This window comes from Nocardia sp. CA-119907 (assembly GCF_050955995.1).
GTDB lineage: Bacteria > Actinomycetota > Actinomycetes > Mycobacteriales > Mycobacteriaceae > Nocardia.
Genome location: NZ_CP192091.1, coordinates 3,500,685 through 3,522,347, shown reverse-complemented (window position 1 = coordinate 3,522,347; position 21,663 = coordinate 3,500,685). Strand labels below are relative to the sequence as shown.

Here is a 21,663-nt window from a genome sequence, read left to right as displayed (position 1 = left end):
GGCAGGGGTGTCGTCCCGGTCACATCCGCCGACCGCTTACGGTGTGACACCGTGAGGGAGCGAAGCGAGCGAACAATGGGCACAGCACCCTTGGACGCGACGGAGCCGAGCACCGAGGCGCGATGGTGACCGCAGCCTCGGGACCCGCCGTCTGTATCGACGGCGTCGTCAAGCGATATGGCGAGACCACCGCGGTCGACGGGATCAGCTTCGCTGTCGAACGGGCGCAGGTGCTGGCCCTGCTCGGGCCGAACGGGGCGGGCAAGACCACCACCGTGGAAATGTGCGAAGGCTTCCACGCTCCGGACACGGGTTCGGTCCGGGTGCTCGGGCTCGATCCGATCGCCGATTCCGACCGGCTGCGCTCGCGCATCGGCGTCATGCTGCAGGGCGGCGGCGCGTATCCGGGCGCGCGGGCGGGCGAAATGCTGGATCTGGTCGCCGCCTATTCGGCGAATCCGCTCGATCCGGACTGGTTACTGAAAACCCTTGGCCTACAGGACAACCGGAGCACCCCCTACCGTCGCCTCTCCGGCGGTCAGCAGCAGCGGCTCGCCTTGGCCTGTGCGCTGGTCGGGAAGCCGGAGATCGTCTTCCTCGACGAGCCGACCGCGGGCCTGGACGCACAGGCCCGACTCATCGTGTGGGAACTCATCGACGCGCTGCGCCGCGACGGGGTGAGCGTACTGCTCACCACGCACATGATGGACGAGGCCGAGCAACTTGCCGACCAGCTGGTGATCATCGATCACGGGCAGATCGTCGCGTCCGGAACACCGGCCGAGGTGACCGCACACGGCGCAGCCGGGCAGCTGCGCTTCACCGCCCCACCGAAACTCGATCTGCGCCTGTTGAAAACCGCACTGCCGGAAGGCTTCTCGCCACGCGAGACGACGCCGGGATCGTATCTGGTCGAGGGCGAGATCAACCCGCAGGTGCTAGCGACGGTGACCGCGTGGTGCGCACAGCAGAATGTGCTGGCCACCGATATCCGGATCGATCAGCGCCGCCTCGAAGACGTCTTCCTGGAACTGACCGGACGGGACCTACGCGGATGAACCAGCCAGATCGCGTCGAGAACCGCTTCGCACCCGGAACCTTCACCCCCGATCCGCGCCCGAGCAGCCGCATCGCGATGATGACCGCGCAGACCCGGCTCGAGCTGATCTTGTTGCTGCGCAACGGCGAACAGCTGCTGCTGACCATGTTCATCCCGATCACCCTGCTGGTCGGGCTCAGCCTGTTGCCCTTCGGCGACCTCGGTACCGACCGGGTCGACAAGATCGTGCCCGCGGTGATGATGGTGGCGGTCATGTCGACCGCCTTCACCGGACAGGCCATCGCGGTCGGATTCGACCGGCGCTACGGCGCGCTCAAGCGCCTCGGGGCCACCCCGCTTCCCCGCTGGGGCATTGTCGCGGGCAAGAGCGCCGCGGTCCTGATCGTGGTGGTGCTGCAGGCAATCCTGTTGGGCGCCATCGGATTCGCGCTCGGTTGGCGACCCGACGTCGCCGGGCTCGGCCTCGGCGCGCTGGTGATCGCGCTCGGCACCGCTACCTTCGCGGCGATGGGGCTGCTGCTGGGCGGCACGCTCAAAGCGGAGATCGTGCTGGCGCTGGCGAATATCCTGTGGTTCGCCATGCTCGGCATCGCGAGCGTGGTGTTCGCATCCGACGATCTGCCGTCGGCGGTGAATGTGCTTGTGCGGCTGGTGCCCTCGGGGGCGCTGGCGGTCACCCTCGAAGACGCCATGCGCAGCAGCGTGGACTGGTTCGGTATCGCGGTGCTCGCCGCGTGGGGCGCGGTCAGCGGTTTCCTCGCTACCCGTTTCTTCCGTTTCGACTGAGTCGGACCCGGCCGCGCCTTCGCGTCGAATCCGGCGCTCACAGTTGCCTCGAAAGCGCAGGCCAACGCAGTCCGACCTCGCAACGACGAGATGTAGTAGACCGCCTGCAGGCGGTCCAACCCGCCGGGCTACCATCGTTGCGTGCTGTATCGCGCATTTCTGCGACTCGTCGATCTGCTCCCGCTGCCCTCGTTGCGGGTGCAGCGATTGATCGCCCTCGCGGTCATCGTCTCCCAGGCCGGGATCGCCGTCACCGGCGCGATCGTACGCGTCACCGCATCCGGACTCGGCTGCCCGACCTGGCCGCAGTGCTTCCCCGGCAGCTTCACTCCGACCGGAGTCGCCGAGGTTCCGGTACTGCACCAAACCGTCGAGTTCAGCAATCGCATGCTGTCCTTCGCGGTGACCCTGTGCGCGGCGCTCATCGTGCTCGCGGTCACGAGGGCCCGCCGCCGTCGCGAGGTGCTGGTGTACGCGTGGCTCATGCCCGGCGGTACCGTGCTGCAGGCGGTCATCGGCGGTATCACCGTGCGCAGCGGACTGTTGTGGTGGACGGTCTCGGTACATCTGCTGGCGTCGATGCTGATGGTGTGGGTCTCGGTCGTCATGTTCGCGAAGGTCGGCGAACCCGATGACGGCATCGAGGTGACCCAGGCTCCCACACCGCTGCGCTGGCTGACCGGGCTCAGCGGTATCGCACTCGCCGCCGTCCTCATCGCGGGCACGCTGGTCACCGGCGCGGGACCGCACGCGGGAGATAAGAGTATCGAGCGCCCCGTCGAACGCCTCCAGGTCGAGATCGTCACCCTGGTGCACCTGCACTCACAACTGCTGGTCGGCTATCTCGCGCTGCTCATCGGCCTTGCCTTCGGCCTCTTCGCGGTAGGCATCACCCCCGCCGTGCGCACCCGCCTGTTCGTACTGCTCGGTCTGGTTTGCGCGCAGTCCCTGGTCGGTGTCGTGCAGTACTTCACCGACGTCCCGGCCGCCTTGGTCGCCACCCACGTCGGCGGCGCCGCCGCCTGCACCGCCGCCACGGCGGCGCTGTGGGCTTCCTTGCGAACCCGCGAACACATCTCGGCACCGGTCCCGAACCCGGCCGAACAGTCCGCGTAGTCGGCTCGACCCCAGAACGCTGCATCGCTCCCGAACTCCCCTCGACACGGGATTCAATACGCTGCGCGCCCTGGCGCACCGGGATGCATGCATACGGACCGCGCGATTCTGGAGACACTGGCCCACTTCGGTGGTGCCGGAGGTTGATATCACGGGAATAGATCCGATGATCGGATGCAATCGTGACCGGAACGGCGGGCGCGGTTAGTCTGGCAGACATGCCGGTCACTGTCCTTGTGCCAGATGATTACGGAGTCGGCGTGCTGGCCCGGCTCGATGGGATCCGCCCGGTGCGGTACGCGCCGGGTGAACCATTGCCCGCCGCAGCGGAATTGGCGGAGGTGCTGGTTCCGGCGTTTCTGACGGGACCCGAATCGATCGATTTGGCCGCACTGCCGAAACTGCGGCTGGTGCAGATGCTCACGGCCGGGACCGAACGGTGGATCGGTCGGCTGCCGGACGGGGTAATGCTATCGAATGCCCGTGGCGCGCACGGTGGCAGTTCGGCGGAATGGGTTGTCGCGGCCCTGCTGACCATCTATCGCGACCTGATCGAATTCACCGATTCCCGGCGGCAGCGCCACTGGCACTACCATCAGACCGATACCCTGGCCGGCAAGCGAATTCTCGGCATCGGCGCGGGTGATCTCGGTATCGAATTGCGCCGCAGGCTGGAGGCTTTCGATGCGACCCTGACGCTGGTCGGCACGACGGCCAGAGACGGGGTGCACGGCGTCGACGAACTACCGGGACTGCTCGGCGATTACGACGCCGTCGTACTGATGGTTCCGGTGACCGACCAGACCATCGGTATGGTCGACGCGCAATTCCTCGCCGCGATGGCAGATGGCGCGATAGTGGTGAACGTCGCGCGGGGTCCCATCGTCCAGACCGAAGCACTACTCGCCGAACTCGACTCGGGACGGCTGCGTGCTGCCTTGGACGTCACCGACCCGGAGCCGCTGCCATCTGATCACCCATTGTGGACAGCGCCTGGGCTACTGCTGACGCCGCACGTCGCGGGCAGCAGCCGAGGCAGTCTCGACCGTGCCTACGCCGTAGTCACCGCGGAAATCACCCGATACGCGGCCGGGGAACTTCCGAAAAACCTTGTGCGCGGGGACTACTGACAGCTGGGATACCGTCAGCGTCGATGGGTCGCAAGACAGATCACGGCCGCGGCCGAGTAACCCGCGCAAGCGTCCTGATCAGCGCATCCGATGCCAGCCGCGCACGCTGGATGCGAAATCCCGCGTAGCACGGGTCTCCGTTCTCGACGAGGCCGACGATCATCGGCTCATCCAGATGTTCGGCGGCAAACGCGTATACATGCTCCAGCTTGGGGACGATCAGTCCGTAGTCGAGTGCCCGCGCGACACGGCCCTCCAGCGCGAGCACCGCGTCGACCGACAATTCCGTCAGCGGATACACCTCGGGAAATACATTGCGCAGGTCGAGGAACAGGCGAACCGAGCTGCGCCGCGGATCGGCCGACCAGCCGCCGAGACGGCCGAACCGGCCCAGCGCCAGTGTCGGCCGCGCCACCAGCACATGAGTGAACAGCACCCGCATGAGCGTCACGTTGATCATCAGTCGCTCGGCCGGCAGCTCCGCCTCGGCCAACTCCTGATGCTCCAGATAGCCGGAGACGATGCTGCGGTTGTGCGCCCGGTACCACGCCGCGGGAGAAGGCCCGATGAGGAAGTCGAGCCAGAGCCGGGCACCCGGTGTCGACGCGTCGCGGATACCGTCCCGATGGAGCAGCGCGGCCTCTAGTTTGTCGTGCAGCAGACGGTCATTGATGGCTCGCCACCATGGGCTGCCGGTCTCCGGATCGAGCACACCGCGCGCGAGTTCCCAACGCAGGAAGGCGATTTCGGCGCGGCTGTAGCCGCGCAGCGCCGGTGGATAGCAGCTCTCGGCCAGCGCGACACGCTGGTGTGCGTCGGCGTGCGCGGCACCGACCCGCCGAGCCGCCAGCTCACTCGCCTTATCCGCGTTCATCGTCACCTACTCTACGAGTCGAACACGAGACCGGGCACTCATCACTATTCCGATGTCACTGACTCGAGTTCCTATTGATACTTCGATGAACAACCGGCTCACCGTCGGCAGACCATTTCGCTGCGGCACAAGCCCTCGTCGACCTGTCGAAATCCATGGCGATATCGCCGATAGCCCCGCCAGCTGATCTTGGTCTCCCGCCTCGCACGGCCGGACGAACCCGGGAAATCCAGTGGTGCGAATTGGCGTCAAGGGCGCGAGACTGGAAGGCATAAGGGATTCGTAAAGATCGCTTGCATGAACGGCTGGCGAATTTCGCCAGGTCTACCGTGGAGTGGTCGAACCGCGGCAGGGAGGTGTCGGTGGCGACAGACGTGATCGGCAAGATCGCCCGGGTGACCGCGACGATCAAGCCGGACCATCTCGGCGAGGTTTTGATCGAGGTGCGGGCAGGGACAGAGCGATTCCTCGCGCGTCCTGCTGACGGGGAGACAACCATTCCGAGGCATACCCAGGTGCTCGTGGTCGGGAGCCTGGGTGGGCGAACAGTTGAAGTCACTCCCTTGAAATGAAGGTTCATCATGGACGTCCTGCTAGTGGTCGTCGTCGGCATCGCCGTTGCGGTGCTTTTCCTGGCCGCCATCCTGTTCCGGCTCTCCTGGCGAGTCGCCGAACCCGATGAGGCGCTGATCATTTCCGGTTTCCGCGCGGGCGAAGGGCAGGCCTTCGGCGAGAGCATGGGGTTCCGGATCATCACTGGACGCGGCAGTCTGGTCGCACCCGGATTGACCAAGGTGCGTCGAATCTCCTTGGAGGCGCATGAAAGTCAGATCACCGTGCCCTGCGTGAGTCAGCAGAAGATCAGTCTGCAACTGGCGGGTGTGGTGGTCTACAAAGTCGGTGACGACTACCGGTCCATCGCGAACGCGGCCCGCCGCTTCCTGGACCGACCGGCCGACGAGCTGGAAACCAAGGTGCAGAACGTCTTCGTCGGACATCTGCGCGCGATCGCGGGCTCGATGACGGTCGAGGAGATGATCAGCGATCAGGACAAATTCTCCGAGCAGGTCCGCGACCGCTGCTCCCAGGAGATGGAATCGTTCGGCCTGGTGATCGACAGCTTCCAGATCCAGTCCATTTCCAGCGGTTCGAATTACATTGCCAACCTTGCGATTCCACATCAGGCGGCGGTGGAACAGAAGGCACGCATCGCCCGCGCCAATGCCGAGCGCGAGGCCATCGAACAGGAACAGGCCGCGCAGGCACAGATCGCACTCGCGGTGCGCGACACCCAGATCAAGAAGGCCGGATATCAGGCCGAGGTCGACAGCGCGAGTCAACAAGCCGCCCAGCAGGGCCCGCTCGCCGATGCCACCGCCCGGCAGGCCGTCGTCGAAATGGAAACGCGGGTAGCACAACTCGAGGCGCAGCAGAGGGAACAGCGGCTGCAGGTCGAGATCCGCAAGCCCGCCGACGCCGAGGCCTATCGCCAGACCACCCTGGCCACCGCGGGCCGCGACGCCCGGATCAGCCAGGCCGAGGCCGACGCCCAGGAGACCCGCCTGCGCGCGGAAGCCGCTGCGGCACAGACGAAGATGCAGGCGCTGGCCGAGGCCGATGCGATCAAACTGCGCGCCGCCGCACAGGCGGAGGCCACCCGGCTCACCGGTCAGGCCGAAGCCGACGCCATCAAGGCCAGGGGTCTGGCCGAGGCCGATGCGGTCCGCGCGCATATGGCCGCCGAAGCGGCGGGTATCCAGCAGCGCGCCGAGGCGATGAGCCAGAACCAGGAGGCCGTCATCGCACAGCAGATCGCCGACAAGCTCCCCCAGATCGTCGCCGCGGCGGCGGCTCCGTTCGAACACGTCGACCAATTCACGGTGCTGAACGGCGCGCAGGGGGTGACATCGGCGCTCGCCGAGATCATCCAGCAGGCCGGTGCGCTCACCTCGATCGCACGCGAATCCCTGCTTCCCGCAATGAATCTCAGCACGAACGGACAGCAGAACGGCGAGGTCGACCTACCGAAGTAGACGGTGCGTCAGCGGCGAGCCCGCGACAGCTCGCCGCTGACTGCCGCAGTACCTCGTGGTAAGGGCCGTTGGTCCCTTGTTCGGCATCGGCGGCTCTGCGAATCTGATATGTCCGATCGTCGGCAAGCGGAAAGCGGAACTCGCCGTGACATCGCTGTTATGGATCGCCCTGCCCTACGGCGCGTTTCTCTCGTTCATCCTGGGGCACGTGTGGCGCTACCGGCGCGATGGCTTCCGCAGCTACACCAACTTCCCGGAGATGGACCGCGAACAGCGCTTCGGGATGACCGCGTTCCGGTGCGGGGTGTGCCTCATCGTGATCGCACGCGTCAGCAATATGCTCGCCTCGCAACCGCATGCCCATCCGGCCGGTGCGATCCATGTCGTCATTACGATCGTGCTGCTCGTCGGTGGCGCGGCGGCGGCGATCGGCGCGGTGCTGCTGTTCCTGCCCGACCTGATCGCGGGCCCGGCGCACCCCCTGATCACCCCGCTCGATCGCATCACCTTCCCGGCCTTGGCGGCCGCGGTGCTGTCCGGGGTGCTCATCGATTTCGATCCGGCCTCGAGACGCGAATACCGAACCGGCGAAACACTTTTCGCCTGGTTCCGCTCGCTGTTCACGATCAATCCCTCTGCCGAGGCCATGCACCACGCCCCGCTCATCCACCAGGGGCGCGGTCTGATCCTGCTGCTGATCATCGGGATCTGGCCCTACACCCGGCTCGCGGGCATCTTCGCGGGCCCGGTCGCGCGGCTGGCCCTGCGCGTGCTCCCGCGCCGAGCCCGTCGATTCGAGGGCGCGAGCGCGGGAGCGTGAACGGCTCAGCGCTCGTTGCGCGCCTTCGGGAAACGGGTCTGGCGGGCGACCCAACCGGCCATCTTGGCCCAGTGCCCGGTGCGCGGGGTGACGATCGAGGTCAGCTCGCGATCCCATTCGTCGGCCTCGGTGAGGCTGTTGATGGTGGCCACCAATTCCTTGGCCGTCGCCAGGTCGGCGACCACGCGATCACCGAGAACGCCGTCGGAGCCGACCAGCGTGACGCGCACGCCGAGGCGGCCGATGGGCTGCAGGACAGCGGTGGCGGAACCGCCGTGCTCGGCGACGAATCCCTTGACCGAGTCCACGACGGAACCCGATAGTTTCTCTGGGGCCAAGGCGACATCAGAAGTCATGGCGGCTAGTTTACTGGCCGGTACGTTCGGGGCCACCCCGCGTGGGTGTAGAACGGATCTCATGCACGCCATTCAGGTTTCCGAGCACGGTGGTCCCGAGGTCCTGAACTACGTCGAGGTGCCGGATCCGCAGGTCGGTCCGGATCAACTGCTCGTCGACACCGAAGCGATCGGCATCAACTTCATCGATACCTACATCCGCACCGGCCGCTACCCGCAGGCGGTCCCCTATGTTCCCGGTGCCGAGGGCACCGGTGTGGTGGCCGAGATCGGCGCGAATGTGACCGAATTCGCGGTCGGCGATCGAGTGGCCTGGGCCGCGGCGCCCGGCAGTTACGCCCAGCGGGTCGCGGTACCGGCCGCGGTCGCGATCAAGGTGCCCGATGGTGTCGACGCACCGGTTGCAGCCTCGGCGCTGCTGCAGGGCATGACCGCGCACTACCTCATCGAATCGATCTACAAGCCCGAACCCGGCGAAACCGTACTCGTGCACGCGGGCGCGGGCGGCGTCGGCCTGCTGCTCACCCAGCTCGCCGCCGCACGCGGGGTCCGGGTGATCACCACCGTCTCCTCCGACGCGAAGGAAAAGCTGTCGCGCGAAGCGGGCGCCACCGAGGTGCTGCGCTATACCGACGACCTCGCCGAGCGGGTCCGCGCGCTGACCGGTGGTGTCGGCGTCGCCGCGGTATACGACGGCGTCGGCGCGGCCACCTTCGAAGCCAGCCTCGCATCGCTGCGCATCCGTGGCACGCTCGCCCTCTTCGGCGCGGCCAGCGGCCCGGTACCGCCGTTCGACCTGCAGCGCCTGAACCCCGCGGGCTCACTGTTCGTCACCCGCCCGACGCTGGTGCACTACACCCGCGACCGCGCCGAATTACTCTGGCGCGCAACCGATATCCTCACTGCCATCGCCAACGGCACGCTGCATGTCCGGATCGGCGCGACCTATCCGCTGGCCGAGGCCGCACAGGCGCACCGCGATCTCGAGGGCCGCAAGACCACCGGGTCCATCGTCCTGCTGCCCTGACCCGCGTCCAACGGCCGCGCACCGGTGCGGCCGTTGGTTCGGAATCCATTGCCCGTCAGCGTGATCCGATCCTTTGACGGATCAGTAGTCCTGTCCGGTCAGTCCGCGGTAGATGAACCGCGTCAGTCCCTCGATCGCCTGTTCATCGGTCAACTGGACGGTCCCGTCCTCGACCGCCGTCAGCATGCCCTGAGCGACCTGGAACATCATCGCCAGGCTGGCATCGACACTGCTCGGCAGCCGTAATCCCTTGTCGGCCAGGCCATCCAGATGGTCGGCGATATCCGCACGCTGCTCGACACCGAACTGCCCGATGACGCGCGCGAAGTCCGCGCTGACGATCGCCGCCTGACTGATCGCGCGCAGCACGGCGGCGTGCTCCCGCGCGAAGGTCCAGTACCCGGCGATGTGGTACCGCACCGCCGCCGGATCACTGAAATCGGGATTGTGCTCGGGCTGCTCCGCGCGCTCATCCCCCGCCGAGGCCAGATCGTTCAGCAGCGCCTGGAGTAGCTCCTCCTTGCTCGCGAAGTGGTTGTAGAACGACCCCGCCGCCCGCCCCGCGGCGGCGGTGATGTCGGTGATCTTGGTGTTCAAGTAGCCGCGTTCGGCGAATACCCGCCGCGCCGCCTCCTTCAGTGCCTCTTCGGTCTCTGCGGACCTCTCCCGGCGACTCGACGTCACTCGCACCCACCTCCTTGACAAGAAAACCTATCAACCCCCATACTGAATTCAGATTCAGTGAATTTTAATTCAGAATGGTGGAGATCATGAAGGCAGCAGTCCTGGGCAGCGCTGGCGAGGTTCCCGCGTACGCCGACTTCGACGAACCGCAGGTGACCGAGGGTCGGGAACTCGTCGACCTGGTCGCGGCCGGAATTCATCCGATCGTGCGCTCGCTGGCGGCCGGCACGCACTACGGCAGCACCGACGCCTACCCGCTGATCCCGGGCATCGACGGAGTCGCCCGCACCGCCGACGGCGCGCTCGTCTACACCGGCTTCCCGCAGGCGCCCTTCGGCACGCTGGCCGAGCGCATGGCGGTGCCATCGCGGATGCGGATTCCGCTCCCGGCCGACGCCGATCCCGCGCGGATCGCCGGTGGTCTCAACCCCGGGTTGTCCTCCTGGCTGATCCTGCGCGAGCGGCGCGACGCGCTGCGTGCCTCGGACGGCGAGAAGTCGCTCGGCACCGTGCTGATCCTCGGCGCCACCGGGGCCGCGGGTCTGCTGGCCGTGCAGAACGCATTTCTGGTCGGCGCGGATCGGGTGATCGCGGCGGGACGCAATCCGGAGGCACTCGAGCGCGCGGCCGGATATGGCGCGACCACCGTCACCCTCCGGGACGACAAGGACGCCACCGCGGCGGCTCTGGCCGAGGCGATCGGACCCGAGGCGCCGAGTCTCGTACTCGACTATGTGTGGGGTGCACCAGCCGAAGCCGCTTTCGCGGCGCTCGGACGCCAGGGCATGACCGAGGACGACGCGGATATCTCCTATGTCCAGATCGGTTCCATGGCGGGCGCGGAGGCGGCGGTCCCGGCCGCGCTGCTGCGCAGCCGGCGCATCACCATCTCCGGCAGTGGCGCGGGATCCGCTTCGGTGCAGTCGATCCTGGCCGCGATTCCGGAGTACATGCAGTTCATTGCCGACGGCCGGGTCGACATCGCCGTGCAGGAGTTCCCGCTGTCGAAGATCGAAGACGCATGGGCGGCCGCACAGTTCGGCGCCGCCCGGGTCGTGGTGGTCCCGGACTAGTCCGCGACGCATATCGAAAGTCCGGGTGGGCCGCAATTGCGCGGCCCACCAAGTCAATTCAGTTCGGAGTTATCGTGAACGACCACATCCTCGACCATCCCCAGGTACTCATCACCGGTGCCGGCCCCACCGGCCTGACCCTTGCCATCGAACTGGCCCGCCGCAATATCCCGGTGCGCATCATCGACCGGGCCACGGCATTCTTCGCGGGCTCACGCGGCGACGGCATCCAGCCGCGCACGCTCGAGGTCTTCGACGATCTCGGCGTACTGGACGCGGTGCGTGCGGCCGGAGCACCGGCACCGGTGATGCGCGCATACTCCGGCGGTGAATTCGCGGGCGAACATCGCATGGCCGAACCGGTCGAGCCTACGCCCGCGGTCCCCTACCCCAATCTCTGGGTGCTCGGTCAGTCGCGAACCGAGGCGATTCTGCGCGACCGGCTCGCGCAGTTCGGTGTGCGCGTCGAACTGGCCACGACGCTGGTGTCTTTCGAACAGGACGAGACGGGCGTCACCGCCGAACTGGCGCACGACGGTGGCGCCGAAACGGTGCGTGTCGCGTACCTGGTCGGCGCGGACGGCGGCCGCAGCACGGTCCGCAAAACGCTCGGCATCCCGTTCGAGGGCAATACCGACGATTCGATCCGAATGCTGCTCGGCGATGTCAGTGCGGACGCGCTCGATCACGACTACGGCTACTGGTTCGCCGCGGTCGGCCGCCCGATGGAGGGAATCGCGTTGTCCCCGTTGCCCGGTGGCAGCCAGTTCCAGTTCGGCGCACCGCTGAGCGAGGACGTCGAACCCTCGCTCGAGGTGCTGCAGCAGCTCGTCGACCAGTACTCCGGCAATCCGGATATCGTCCTCACCGATCTCACCTGGGCCACGGTCTGGCGGCCGAATATCCGTCTGGCACAGCGATTCCGGGAGGGGCGCGTATTCCTGGCCGGTGACGCCGCGCACGTCCATCCGCCCACCGGCGGGCAGGGAATGAACACCGGCATTCAGGACGCCTACAACCTCGGCTGGAAGCTCGCCGCCGCCCTGGCCGGGGACGAATCACTACTGGACAGTTACGAATCCGAGCGGCGAACGGTGGCCGCCCGGGTGATCGGTATCAGCACCGAGTTGTTGGACAAGCTGGTCGACGGCCATGCGGACGCCATGGACCGCGGCGAGGAAACCCGCCAATTGGATATCAGCTACCGGGATCCCGCGGCTCGAGGCGCACTGGTCGCCGGTGATCGCGCCCCCGATGGCCCAGTGAAAGATGAGGCGGGGCAACCGATCCGACTGTTCGATCTGTTCCGTGGACCGCACGCCACCGTGCTGTCCTTCGGCGCGAGCAACGAACATGCCGACCAACCCGGCACAGAGCGTTACGAGGTGATCCGGCCCGGCGATCACCCGAGCGGACGCTATGTCGTCGACGTCGACGGCCACGCCCACGCCGCCTACCACGCAGTCCCCGGCACTACATTCCGCATCCGACCGGACGGCTATATCGCCACTGCCCCGGCCCACCGACCGAACTAGCCGAAGAAGCTGCCGACGGTGTCCCACCCGAGCACCGAGTCCACGGCGAGGCCGCAGAACACCACCGCGAGGTAGTTGTTGGACTGCAGGAACAGTCGCAGCGGCTTCACCGATTCACCGCGCCGCACACCGGAGTACAGCTGGTGCGCCATGAGCAGGAACCACGCTCCGGCCACCAGCGCCACGGCGGCGTAGACCACGCCGGTCGCGGGAACCAGCGCGAGCGTGGTGAGCACGGTGAGCCAGGTGTAGATGACGATCTGCTTGGTGACGGCCTGCTCGGTGGCCACCACCGGCAGCATCGGCACCCCGGCCGCGCGGTAGTCCTCTTTGTAGCGCATGGCCAGCGCCCAGGTGTGCGGCGGTGTCCAGAAGAAGATGACGCCGAACAGCGCGATCGCGGGCCAGCCGATGGTGCCGGTCACCGCCGACCAGCCGACCAGGGCGGGCATACAACCGGCCGCGCCGCCCCACACCACATTCTGCGAGGTGCGGCGCTTGAGCCCGAGCGTGTAGACGAAGACGTAGAAGAGGATGGTCGCCACGACCAGCACACCGCTGAGCAGATTCGCCTGCCACCACAGCCAGGCGAACGAGCCGATGCCGAGCACCACGCCGAAGACGAAGGCATGCGAAGTGGGCACGGCCTCCCGGGCCAGCGGGCGCTTGGCGGTCCGCTTCATCACCTTGTCGATATCGGCGTCGGCGACGCAGTTGAGCGTGTTCGCGCTGGCGGCGCCCATCCAGCCGCCGAACAGGGTCGCCAGGATCAGGCGGATATCGACATGGCCGCGGTCGGCCAGCAGCATCGTCGGGATGGTCGCGACGAGCAACAGTTCGATGACGCGCGGCTTCGTCAACGCTATATAGGCGAGCGGTCGCCGCAGTAGTCGGGACAGCAGGCCATCGCCGGTCAACCGGTCGGCCAGCGCCGTCGCGGAGGAGCCGTGTGCACCATTGCCACCCGGCTGTTGCCCAATCCGCACTGTCTCTCCTCGCACGCTGTGCATCGCATCCGGCATGGAACAGCAGCGCGCTGTTCCCTGCTCGTGCTGGTGCGGCGCGGCTACTACTACACACGATGGTAGACCCAGCCGCACAGCGTTCTTTCCATAGCCCCTCGCTCATGCCCGGCGCCGGAGCGATTCCACACCACCGCCACGACCGGTCGGTACCCGGCCACGAATGGGTAACCCCGTGGTCCGCGACGGGAAACGAAATCGGACACGTAACCGGAGTAAGCCGGGTTCCTCACATGCCGGTCACCGGGCACATCTAGGGTAGTTGGGGTAAACCCGGTCCGCATTCCACGCCCCCACGCGTGCACCCTCCCGCCACCCTCGACGAAACCAATGTCAGGAGAACCTCGGTCGTGTCAGTCACAGACGACATCCGCGCCCTCACTCAGCCGAACCACCCGGACGACTGGACGGATCTGGACACCAAGGCCGTCGACACCGTTCGGGTTCTAGCCGCCGACGCGGTGCAGAACGCCGGGAACGGGCACCCCGGCACCGCGATGAGCCTCGCACCGCTGGCCTACACGCTCTACCAGCGCACCATGCGCCTGGACCCGAGCGATCCGAGCTGGGTCGGTCGGGACCGTTTCGTCCTGTCCTGCGGTCACTCCAGCGTGACCCAGTACATCCAGCTCTATCTCGCCGGTTACGGCCTGGAGCTCGACGACCTCGAGCACCTGCGCAAGTGGGGCTCGCTGACCCCGGGTCACCCCGAATTCCGCCACACCGACGGCGTCGAGATCACCACCGGCCCGCTGGGTCAGGGTCTGGCCTCCGCGGTCGGCATGGCGATGGCGGCGCGGCGCGAGCGCGGACTCTTCGATCCGGAGGCCGCACCCGGTACCAGCCCGTTCGACCACTTCATCTATGTGATCGCCTCCGACGGTGATATGGAGGAAGGCGTCACCTCCGAGGCGTCCTCACTCGCGGGCACCCAGCAGCTGGGCAATCTGGTCGTGATCTACGACGACAACAAGATCTCCATCGAGGACGACACCACCATCGCCTTCACCGAGGACGTCGCCGAGCGCTACGCCGCGTACGGCTGGCACGTGCAGGTGGTCGAGGGCGGCGAGGATGTGGTCGCCATCGAGGCGGCGCTGGCCGCGGCCAAGGCGGAGACTGGCAAGCCGTCGATCATCGTGCTGCGCACCATCATCGGCTACCCGGCCCCGAACAAGATGAACACCGGTGCCGCGCACGGCGCCGCACTCGGCGCCGACGAGGTGGCCGCCACCAAGAAGATACTCGGCTTCGATCCGGAGCAGAACTTCCAGGTCGACGACGAGGTCATCGCGCACACCCGCAAGGTGATCGAGCGCGGACAGCAGGCGCATGCGGCCTGGCAGCAGCAGTTCGACGCGTGGGCCGGCGCCAACCCCGAGCGCAAGGCACTGTTCGATCGGCTCGTCAAGCGTGAGCTGCCCGCGGGCTGGGCCGCGAATCTGCCGACGTACGAGGCGGATCCGAAGGGCATGGCCACCCGCAAGGCGTCCGGCAAGGTGCTCGCCGCGCTCGCGCCGGTACTGCCCGAACTGTGGGGCGGTTCGGCCGACCTCGCCGAATCCAACAACACCACCATGCCCGACGCACCGAGCTTCGGTCCGGAGTCGATCTCGACCGGCATGTGGAAGGCCAACCCGTACGGCCGCACCCTGCACTTCGGTGTGCGTGAGCACGCCATGGGCGCAATCCTCAATGGCATCGCACTGCATGGACCGACCCGTCCGTACGGCGGCACCTTCCTGGTGTTCTCCGACTACATGCGTCCGGCCGTGCGCCTGGCCGCGTTGATGCGGGTGCCCGCGATCTACGTCTGGACCCACGATTCCATCGGCCTCGGCGAGGACGGCCCGACCCATCAGCCGATCGAGCATCTGGCCGCGCTGCGCGCCATCCCCGGCCTCAATGTGGTTCGCCCCGGCGATGCCAACGAGACCACCTACGCCTGGCGCACCATCCTCGAGCGCGACAGCAGCGAGCACACCTCGCACTTCTCGGTCTCCGAGCCCGCCCACCAGGACGGACCTTCCGCACTGGCGCTCACCCGCCAGGATCTGCCGATCCAGGAGGGCACCAGCTACGAAGGCGTCAAGAAGGGCGGCTACGTGCTGGCCGAGGCGTCCACCGGTATCCCGCAGGTGATCCTGATCGCCACCGGTTCCGAGCTTCAGCTCGCGGTGGCCGCGCGCACTACGCTGGAGGCGCAGGGCATCGGCACCCGGGTGGTCTCGATGCCGTGTGTGGAGTGGTTCGACGCGCAGGACAAGGCTTACCGGGACGAGGTGCTGCCGCCCGCGGTCGCCGCTCGGGTGGCCGTCGAGGCCGGTATCGCAATGCCGTGGTACCGGTTCACCGGCGATGCGGGCGAGATCGTGTCGATCGAGCATTTCGGCGCCTCGGCCGATTTCAAGACCCTGTTCCGCGAGTTCGGGATCACCGCGGAAGCCGTAGTCGCTGCCGCGCAGCGCACCCTGGAAAACGTGAAGGGATAAGAGCTCATGGCACAGAACGAAAATCTCGCCGCTCTCTCGGCCGCGGGCGTATCGGTGTGGCTCGATGATCTGTCGCGGGACCGGATCCAGTCCGGCAACCTCGCCGAACTCATCGAGACCCGCAGCGTCGTCGGCGTCACCACCAATCCGACCATCTTCCAGGGCGCCCTGAGCAAGGGCCACGCCTACGACGGACAGGTGAAAGAGCTTGCCGCCCAAGGCGCGGACGTGGATTCCGCGATCCGCACCATCACCACCGACGATGTGCGTGCGGCCTGCGATGTACTGGCCGGGGTCTACGAGGCCTCCAACGGCGTCGACGGCCGGGTCTCCATCGAGGTCGACCCTCGGCTGGCCTTCGATGCCGACGGGACCGTCGCCCAGGCCATTGATCTGTGGAAGACGGTGGACCGGCCCAACCTGTTCATCAAGATTCCGGCCACCGAGGCGGGCCTGCCCGCGATCACCAGGGTGATCGCGGAGGGCATCAGCGTCAATGTGACCCTGATCTTCTCGGTCGAGCGCTACCGCCAGGTGATGGGCGCCTACATCGACGGTCTGCGCAATGCCAAGGGCGCCAGCCACGATCTGGCCAAGATCCATTCGGTCGCTTCGTTCTTCGTCTCCCGGGTGGATACCGAAATCGATAAGCGGCTCGAGGCCATCGGCACGCCGGAGGCTCTGGCACTGCGCGGGCAGGCGGGCGTCGCGAACGCGCGCCTGGCCTACGCCGAATATCAGGACGTCTTCGACGGTGGCGCTCACACCTCGACCTACGCGCACCTGGCCTCGGCGGGTGCGAATCGGCAACGGCCGCTGTGGGCTTCGACGGGTGTGAAGAATCCGGACTACTCCGACACGCTGTATGTCACCGAGCTGGTGGCGGCGAATACCGTGAACACCCTGCCGGAGAAGACCCTCGAGGCCGTCGCCGATCACGGCGAGGTCCGCGGTGACACCGTCAGCGGTACCGCCGCGGCGGCGCAGGCGGTCTTCGACCAGCTCACTGCGGTCGGGATCGACCTGGACGACGTGTTCGACGTGCTCGAGCGCGAGGGCGTGGAGAAGTTCGAGAAGTCGTGGGAGGAGCTGCTCACCGCCACGGCAGGCGAACTCGCCAAGTCCGGGGAAAACTGACCCGATGGCTGGCACACAGACGAATACCTGGAAGAACCCGCTCCGCGACGAGCGGGATAAGCGAGTGCCCCGCATCGCGGGCCCGTGCAGCATGGTGATCTTCGGCGTCACCGGCGATCTGTCCCGGAAGAAGCTGATGCCGGCCATCTACGATCTGGCGAACCGGGGGCTGCTGCCCCCGGGCTTCGCATTGGTCGGCTTCGCCCGCCGAGACTACGCGGATGAGGATTTCGCGAAGGTCGTGCTCGAGGCGGTAAAGGCCCATGCGCGCACGCCCTTCCGTCAGGAGGTCTGGGATCACCTGGCCGAGGGCATCCGGTTCGTGCAGGGCTCCTTCGACGACGATGCCGCCTTCGCCAAACTCGCCGACACCCTGGCGAAGCTGGACAAGGACCGCGGCACCGGCGGCAATCACGCCTTCTACCTGTCGATTCCGCCGAATATGTTCCCGGTGGTGCTCGATCAGCTCTCCGAACACAAACTGGCGCAACCGTCGACGACCGATGCCGAGGGCCGCAAGCTGTGGCGCCGGGTGGTGATCGAGAAGCCGTTCGGACATGATCTGGACAGCGCGGTCGAACTCAATGCGCTGGTCAACCGGGTTTTCCCGGAAGAGACGGTGTTCCGCATCGATCACTATCTCGGCAAGGAGACGGTGCAGAACATCTTGGCGCTGCGCTTCGCCAACCAGCTCTACGATCCGATCTGGAACGCCAACTACGTCGACCACGTCCAGATCACCATGGCCGAGGACATCGGATTGGGCGGGCGCGCAGGCTATTACGACGGCATCGGCGCCGCCCGCGACGTCATCCAGAACCATCTGCTGCAGCTGCTCGCGCTGACCGCGATGGAGGAGCCGATCAGCTTCGAGCCCAAACAGCTGCAGGCCGAGAAGATCAAGGTGCTCTCGGCGACCAAACTCGTTGAACCCCTTGATGAAACCACCGCACGCGGCCAGTACGCGCAGGGCTGGCAGGGTGGCGAGCATGTGGTCGGGCTGCTCGACGAGGAGGGCTTCGACCCGCAGTCGCGCACCGAGACCTACGCGGCGATCACTCTCGAGGTCGACACCCGTCGCTGGGCGGGCGTCCCGTTCTACCTGCGCACCGGAAAACGCCTGGGCCGCAGGGTGACCGAGATCGCGGTGGTTTTCAAGCGGGCACCGCATCTGCCGTTCGACAATACGATGACCGAAGATCTCGGGCAGAACGCCCTGGTGATCCGGGTACAGCCCGATGAGGGCATTACCACGCGGTTCGGTTCGAAGGTGCCCGGGTCGAGCATGGAAGTGCGCGACGTCAATATGGATTTCAGCTACGGCGAGTCGTTCACCGAATCCTCTCCCGAGGCCTATGAACGGCTGATCCTCGACGTACTGCTCGGGGTGCCGTCGCTGTTCCCGGTGAACGCGGAGGTCGAATTGTCCTGGCGCATCCTGGATCCGGTGCTCGAACACTGGTCCACCGAAGGCAAACCCGAACAGTACGAGGCGGGTACCTGGGGTCCGGCCTCGGCCGACGAAATGCTCGCCCGCACGGGGCGCGAATGGCGGCGGCCATGATCGTGGATATGCCGCAGACCACGACCGGCGAGGTCACCAAGCGGCTGGTGCGGCTGCGCGAGAGCAATGGCGTGATCACCATGGGCCGGGTGCTGACCCTGGTCGTATGCACCCTGGACAGTTCCGAGGCCGAGGACGCCATCGATGCGGCCAATGACGCCAGTCGCGAACATCCCTGTCGGGTGGTCGTGCTGGCCCGTGGCGATCGGGAGGCCGAGACCAGGCTCGACGCCCAGATCCGCGTCGGCGGCGATGCGGGCGCGGCCGAGGTGATAGTGCTGCGGCTACAGGGCGATCTGATCAATCACGAGAGCAGCGTCGTCATCCCGTTCCTGCTGCCGGACACCCCGGTGGTCGCGTGGTGGCCGCGTGGAGCCCCGGAGTTCCCGTCCAAGGATTCGGTGGGGCGCTTGGCGACTCGCCGCATCACCGATGCCACCTTCGCCGCCGATCCGCAGGCGACGATCAAGAAGCGGCTCGGTAGCTACGCCTCCGGGGATACCGATCTGGCGTGGAGTCGCATCACCTACTGGCGGGCGCTGCTCGCGGCCGCCATGGACGAGCCGCCGTTCGAGCCGGTGGATTCGGTGACCATCTCCGGACTGCGTGACGAACCGGCGCTGGATATGCTCGCCGGATGGCTGGCCGCCCGGCTCGAATGCCCGGTGCGTCGGCGTTCCGGCGCGTTGCGGGTGGAGGTGCATCGCCCGACGGTGTCGATCGCGATCGAGCGGCCGCAGACCGGCCGGACCGCGACGCTCACCCGCACGGGCGATCCGGATCAGCGAATCGCCTTGGCGCGCCGGGAAACTCGTGATTGCCTCGCCGAAGAACTGCGACGGCTCGACGCCGACGAAATCTACGCCGAGGCGCTCGCCGGAATCGAGAGGGTGACCTATGAGTGAGGACTCGGCAGCCCCCACGGTCGCAGTGCACGCCGGTACCGATGCGCTCGTGGCAGCGGCGGCGGCGCGATTCGTCGAGGTCGTGGTGGCCGCGCAGACCGCCCGCGGCTCCGCGTCGGTCGTATTGACCGGCGGCGGGACCGGGATCGGACTGTTGGAGCTGGTTCGCAAGTCGCCAGGGGATATCGACTGGTCGCGGCTCGATGTGTTCTGGGGTGACGAGCGATTCGTGCCCGCGGGCGATTCGGAGCGCAACGATCTGCAGGCGCGGCAGGCGCTGCTCGATCACGTGCCGGTCGATCCGTCCCGGGTGCATCCGGTTGCCACGTCCGACGGCGAGTATCCGGATCCGGTCGAGGCCGCCGCGGAGTACTCGACGGCGGTGCACGCACACCTCGCCGAGCATGGGGCATTCGATCTGCATCTGCTCGGTATGGGCGGTGAGGGACATGTGAATTCGCTGTTCCCGCACACCGATGCGGTTCGGGAACAGCACGAACTCGTTGTCGCGGTACCGAATTCGCCGAAGCCGCCGCCGGTGCGGGTCACGCTGACGCTGCCCGCGGTGCGGCATTCGCGACATGTCGTATTGGTTGTCGGCGGTGCGGCCAAAGCCGACGCCGTGGCCGCGGCGCTCGCGGGCGCCGACCCGGTCGATATCCCCGCGGCGGGCGCTACCGGGTCGGAATCCACGACGTGGCTGCTGGATCGAGAGGCTGCTGCCGCACTGCCCTAGCGCCCAGCTGGTTCAGCAACTGCTGCACTGTTCCGCCGAGGACGAGTTCACGCACCTGCGGGGAGCGCGTGGATCGTTCGACGGTGGTGCGCGCGAGGAGCGGGTCGCCGTAGGGAGCGTCCGAGCCGAAGAGGGTGCGCTCGGGAATTTCGGCGATGGCCAGGCGGACCGCGAAAACGATACTGGCAGTGGACAGTTCGAGGTACATATTCGGGGTGTCGCGGACCAGTTCGATCGCGTCCATCCAGTGCGTGCCGCCGAGTTGGGATACCACGAGGGGCACGCGCGGGTAGCGTCGTGCCAGCTCGTTCAGGGTGCGCAGGTCGGCAGCGGTGGTGGGCGAGGCGCCGTGGACGACGACGGGGAGCCCACGGTGATCGTTGGCGGCACGGAGTACCGGCTCGATCAGGACGGCCTGGTCGGGCGGCAGGGTCAACTCACCGATGCCGCGCAGTCCGTGGCCGACCACATCGCGGTCGACAATGACATCGATATCGGGTGCGTCGAGCGGTACCGAGGCGAAGCCGATGAAGCGGTCCGGGTAGGCGGACAGTGCCGCGTCGAGTTCGCGCCGAGCCGTTTCGCGGCCGAGGCCGCCGCCGCCAGCCAGCGCTTGGTGCAGGCGGTCCATCTCCTGGCGCAGTTCGGTGAGGTCTCGGGCGCGTTCGGGATGCGGTCTGGTCATGAAGAGCACGGTTTTGTCCACGCCCGCCTCATCGAGTAGCGCGATGTGGTCGGCAAGCGGGTCGTGTACATGGCTGTGCGCGTCGATGATCAATGGTTCTCCTCAGGAATCGAGCTGCGGCGCTCAGTGTTGATCCCTGACACCATGAGAAGGTCAAGTCATGCTGATCGGTGAGCTGGCCAGCCGCACGGGTACCAGCGAACGGCTGTTGCGGTATTACGAGCGCGTCGGACTGCTCTCGGCCGAGCGCCGCCATAACGGGTATCGCGAGTACGACGCTGGGGCCGAGGAGCGTGTCGCGCGGATTCGCGCATTGCTCGCCGCGGGACTCTCGACCCGGGTGATCGGGCAGGTGCTGCCGTGCACCGGGGACGGGGGTGCGTTGCGCGCCTGTCCCGGGGTGCTGCCCGCGCTACAGGAGCGACTGGCGGAGTTGGATCGGCGTGCGACCGAACTGGATGCCGCTCGCGATCTGCTGCGACGCACGATCTCGGAGACCGAACAGTCGCGTTGACGGCCGCGCGTCGCCCTCCGCGCACTCATCTCGGTTGACCGGCGAACTGTTTATCGCCGATAAATCCTGGATCCAAGGCAAGGATTTCACGGAGAAGTTCCTCATGGCTGCCGC

21 protein-coding genes are annotated in these 21,663 nt (G+C 66.9%); 16 read left to right on the top strand and 5 right to left on the bottom strand.

All coding sequences use genetic code 11. From position 1 onward, the window contains the following. Positions 1-122: 122 nt before the first annotated feature. The 4 genes from ACQP2D_RS15625 to ACQP2D_RS15610 all read left to right on the top strand — a co-directional run bounded on the left by ACQP2D_RS15625 (position 123) and on the right by ACQP2D_RS15610 (position 4,092). Positions 123-1,058, top strand: coding sequence for an ABC transporter ATP-binding protein (locus ACQP2D_RS15625; RefSeq protein WP_433684409.1), 936 nt, complete (start codon positions 123-125; stop codon positions 1,056-1,058). Beyond that, on the top strand, positions 1,055-1,846 hold the full coding sequence (locus tag ACQP2D_RS15620; RefSeq protein ID WP_433684408.1) for an ABC transporter permease: 792 nt from the start codon (positions 1,055-1,057) through the stop codon (positions 1,844-1,846). The genes ACQP2D_RS15625 and ACQP2D_RS15620 overlap by 4 nt, the downstream gene beginning before the upstream one ends. A gap of 141 nt (positions 1,847-1,987) precedes the next feature. Then, positions 1,988-2,962: a COX15/CtaA family protein gene (locus tag ACQP2D_RS15615; RefSeq protein WP_433684407.1), complete on the top strand. Its 975-nt coding sequence runs from the start codon at positions 1,988-1,990 to the stop codon at positions 2,960-2,962. 218 nt (positions 2,963-3,180) lie between these two features. Continuing rightward, the gene (locus ACQP2D_RS15610) at positions 3,181-4,092 is read left to right on the top strand and encodes a 2-hydroxyacid dehydrogenase (RefSeq protein WP_433684406.1); all 912 of its coding nucleotides are present in this window, start codon (positions 3,181-3,183) and stop codon (positions 4,090-4,092) included. A gap of 40 nt (positions 4,093-4,132) precedes the next feature. Here ACQP2D_RS15610 and ACQP2D_RS15605 read toward each other — a convergent pair whose 3' ends face one another. After that, positions 4,133-4,966: a hypothetical protein gene (locus ACQP2D_RS15605; RefSeq protein WP_433684405.1), complete on the bottom strand. Its 834-nt coding sequence runs from the start codon at positions 4,964-4,966 to the stop codon at positions 4,133-4,135. A 362-nt stretch (positions 4,967-5,328) separates the two neighbouring features. Here ACQP2D_RS15605 and ACQP2D_RS15600 point away from each other — a divergent pair, with 362 nt between their 5' ends. The 3 genes from ACQP2D_RS15600 to ACQP2D_RS15590 all read left to right on the top strand — a co-directional run bounded on the left by ACQP2D_RS15600 (position 5,329) and on the right by ACQP2D_RS15590 (position 7,819). Beyond that, positions 5,329-5,538, top strand: coding sequence for a hypothetical protein (locus ACQP2D_RS15600; RefSeq protein WP_354958579.1), 210 nt, complete (start codon positions 5,329-5,331; stop codon positions 5,536-5,538). A 9-nt stretch (positions 5,539-5,547) separates the two neighbouring features. After that, positions 5,548-6,999 carry a flotillin family protein gene (locus ACQP2D_RS15595; protein WP_433684404.1) on the top strand — a complete coding sequence of 484 codons (1,452 nt, stop codon included), beginning with the start codon at positions 5,548-5,550 and terminating at the stop codon, positions 6,997-6,999. Positions 7,000-7,144: 145 nt separating this feature from the next. Continuing rightward, a complete protein-coding gene (locus ACQP2D_RS15590; protein WP_433684403.1) occupies positions 7,145-7,819 on the top strand; it encodes a respiratory nitrate reductase subunit gamma in 675 nt (224 codons plus the stop codon). 5 nt (positions 7,820-7,824) lie between these two features. Here the strand turns inward: ACQP2D_RS15590 and ACQP2D_RS15585 are convergent, their stop codons facing one another. Next, positions 7,825-8,175 (bottom strand): hypothetical protein, encoded by a 351-nt coding sequence (locus tag ACQP2D_RS15585; RefSeq protein ID WP_433684402.1) that lies wholly within the window; start codon positions 8,173-8,175, stop codon positions 7,825-7,827. A 61-nt stretch (positions 8,176-8,236) separates the two neighbouring features. On the opposite strand from ACQP2D_RS15585, the gene ACQP2D_RS15580 reads away from it, so the two are divergent. Beyond that, positions 8,237-9,202, top strand: a complete 966-nt coding sequence (locus ACQP2D_RS15580; protein ID WP_433684401.1) for a quinone oxidoreductase family protein — start codon at positions 8,237-8,239, stop codon at positions 9,200-9,202. Between the two features lie 81 nt (positions 9,203-9,283). Here the strand turns inward: ACQP2D_RS15580 and ACQP2D_RS15575 are convergent, their stop codons facing one another. Then, positions 9,284-9,886 carry a TetR/AcrR family transcriptional regulator gene (locus tag ACQP2D_RS15575; protein WP_433684400.1) on the bottom strand — a complete coding sequence of 201 codons (603 nt, stop codon included), beginning with the start codon at positions 9,884-9,886 and terminating at the stop codon, positions 9,284-9,286. Between the two features lie 86 nt (positions 9,887-9,972). Between ACQP2D_RS15575 and ACQP2D_RS15570 the strand changes: the two genes are divergently transcribed. Continuing rightward, positions 9,973-10,959, top strand: coding sequence for a zinc-binding dehydrogenase (locus ACQP2D_RS15570; RefSeq protein WP_433684399.1), 987 nt, complete (start codon positions 9,973-9,975; stop codon positions 10,957-10,959). 74 nt (positions 10,960-11,033) lie between these two features. Further along, on the top strand, positions 11,034-12,494 hold the full coding sequence (locus ACQP2D_RS15565; RefSeq protein WP_433684398.1) for an FAD-dependent monooxygenase: 1,461 nt from the start codon (positions 11,034-11,036) through the stop codon (positions 12,492-12,494). On the opposite strand, the gene ACQP2D_RS15560 is transcribed toward ACQP2D_RS15565, so the two are convergent. After that, positions 12,491-13,480: a heme o synthase gene (locus ACQP2D_RS15560; RefSeq protein ID WP_433684397.1), complete on the bottom strand. Its 990-nt coding sequence runs from the start codon at positions 13,478-13,480 to the stop codon at positions 12,491-12,493. The two genes, ACQP2D_RS15565 and ACQP2D_RS15560, sit on opposite strands and share 4 nt — an antisense overlap. A gap of 386 nt (positions 13,481-13,866) precedes the next feature. Between ACQP2D_RS15560 and tkt the strand changes: the two genes are divergently transcribed. From tkt to pgl, 5 genes are read left to right on the top strand one after another with little or no spacing between them, the layout of a single operon-like run. Beyond that, on the top strand, positions 13,867-16,008 hold the full coding sequence (tkt, locus tag ACQP2D_RS15555; RefSeq protein ID WP_433684396.1) for a transketolase: 2,142 nt from the start codon (positions 13,867-13,869) through the stop codon (positions 16,006-16,008). Between the two features lie 6 nt (positions 16,009-16,014). Further along, positions 16,015-17,145 carry a transaldolase gene (gene tal / locus ACQP2D_RS15550; RefSeq protein ID WP_433684395.1) on the top strand — a complete coding sequence of 377 codons (1,131 nt, stop codon included), beginning with the start codon at positions 16,015-16,017 and terminating at the stop codon, positions 17,143-17,145. A 4-nt stretch (positions 17,146-17,149) separates the two neighbouring features. After that, positions 17,150-18,709, top strand: a complete 1,560-nt coding sequence (gene zwf, locus ACQP2D_RS15545; RefSeq protein WP_433684394.1) for a glucose-6-phosphate dehydrogenase — start codon at positions 17,150-17,152, stop codon at positions 18,707-18,709. Beyond that, positions 18,706-19,614, top strand: a complete 909-nt coding sequence (gene opcA, locus ACQP2D_RS15540) for a glucose-6-phosphate dehydrogenase assembly protein OpcA (protein ID WP_433685666.1) — start codon at positions 18,706-18,708, stop codon at positions 19,612-19,614. The genes zwf and opcA overlap by 4 nt, the downstream gene beginning before the upstream one ends. After that, the gene (pgl, locus tag ACQP2D_RS15535; RefSeq protein WP_433684393.1) at positions 19,607-20,350 is read left to right on the top strand and encodes a 6-phosphogluconolactonase; all 744 of its coding nucleotides are present in this window, start codon (positions 19,607-19,609) and stop codon (positions 20,348-20,350) included. The genes opcA and pgl overlap by 8 nt, the downstream gene beginning before the upstream one ends. Here the strand turns inward: pgl and ACQP2D_RS15530 are convergent. Beyond that, the gene (locus ACQP2D_RS15530) at positions 20,289-21,128 is read right to left on the bottom strand and encodes an amidohydrolase family protein (RefSeq protein WP_433684392.1); all 840 of its coding nucleotides are present in this window, start codon (positions 21,126-21,128) and stop codon (positions 20,289-20,291) included. The genes pgl and ACQP2D_RS15530 overlap by 62 nt on opposite strands. A 67-nt stretch (positions 21,129-21,195) precedes the next feature. On the opposite strand from ACQP2D_RS15530, the gene ACQP2D_RS15525 reads away from it, so the two are divergent. Continuing rightward, a complete protein-coding gene (locus ACQP2D_RS15525) occupies positions 21,196-21,549 on the top strand; it encodes a MerR family transcriptional regulator (protein WP_433684391.1) in 354 nt (117 codons plus the stop codon). The last annotated feature ends 114 nt before the right edge of the window (positions 21,550-21,663 follow it).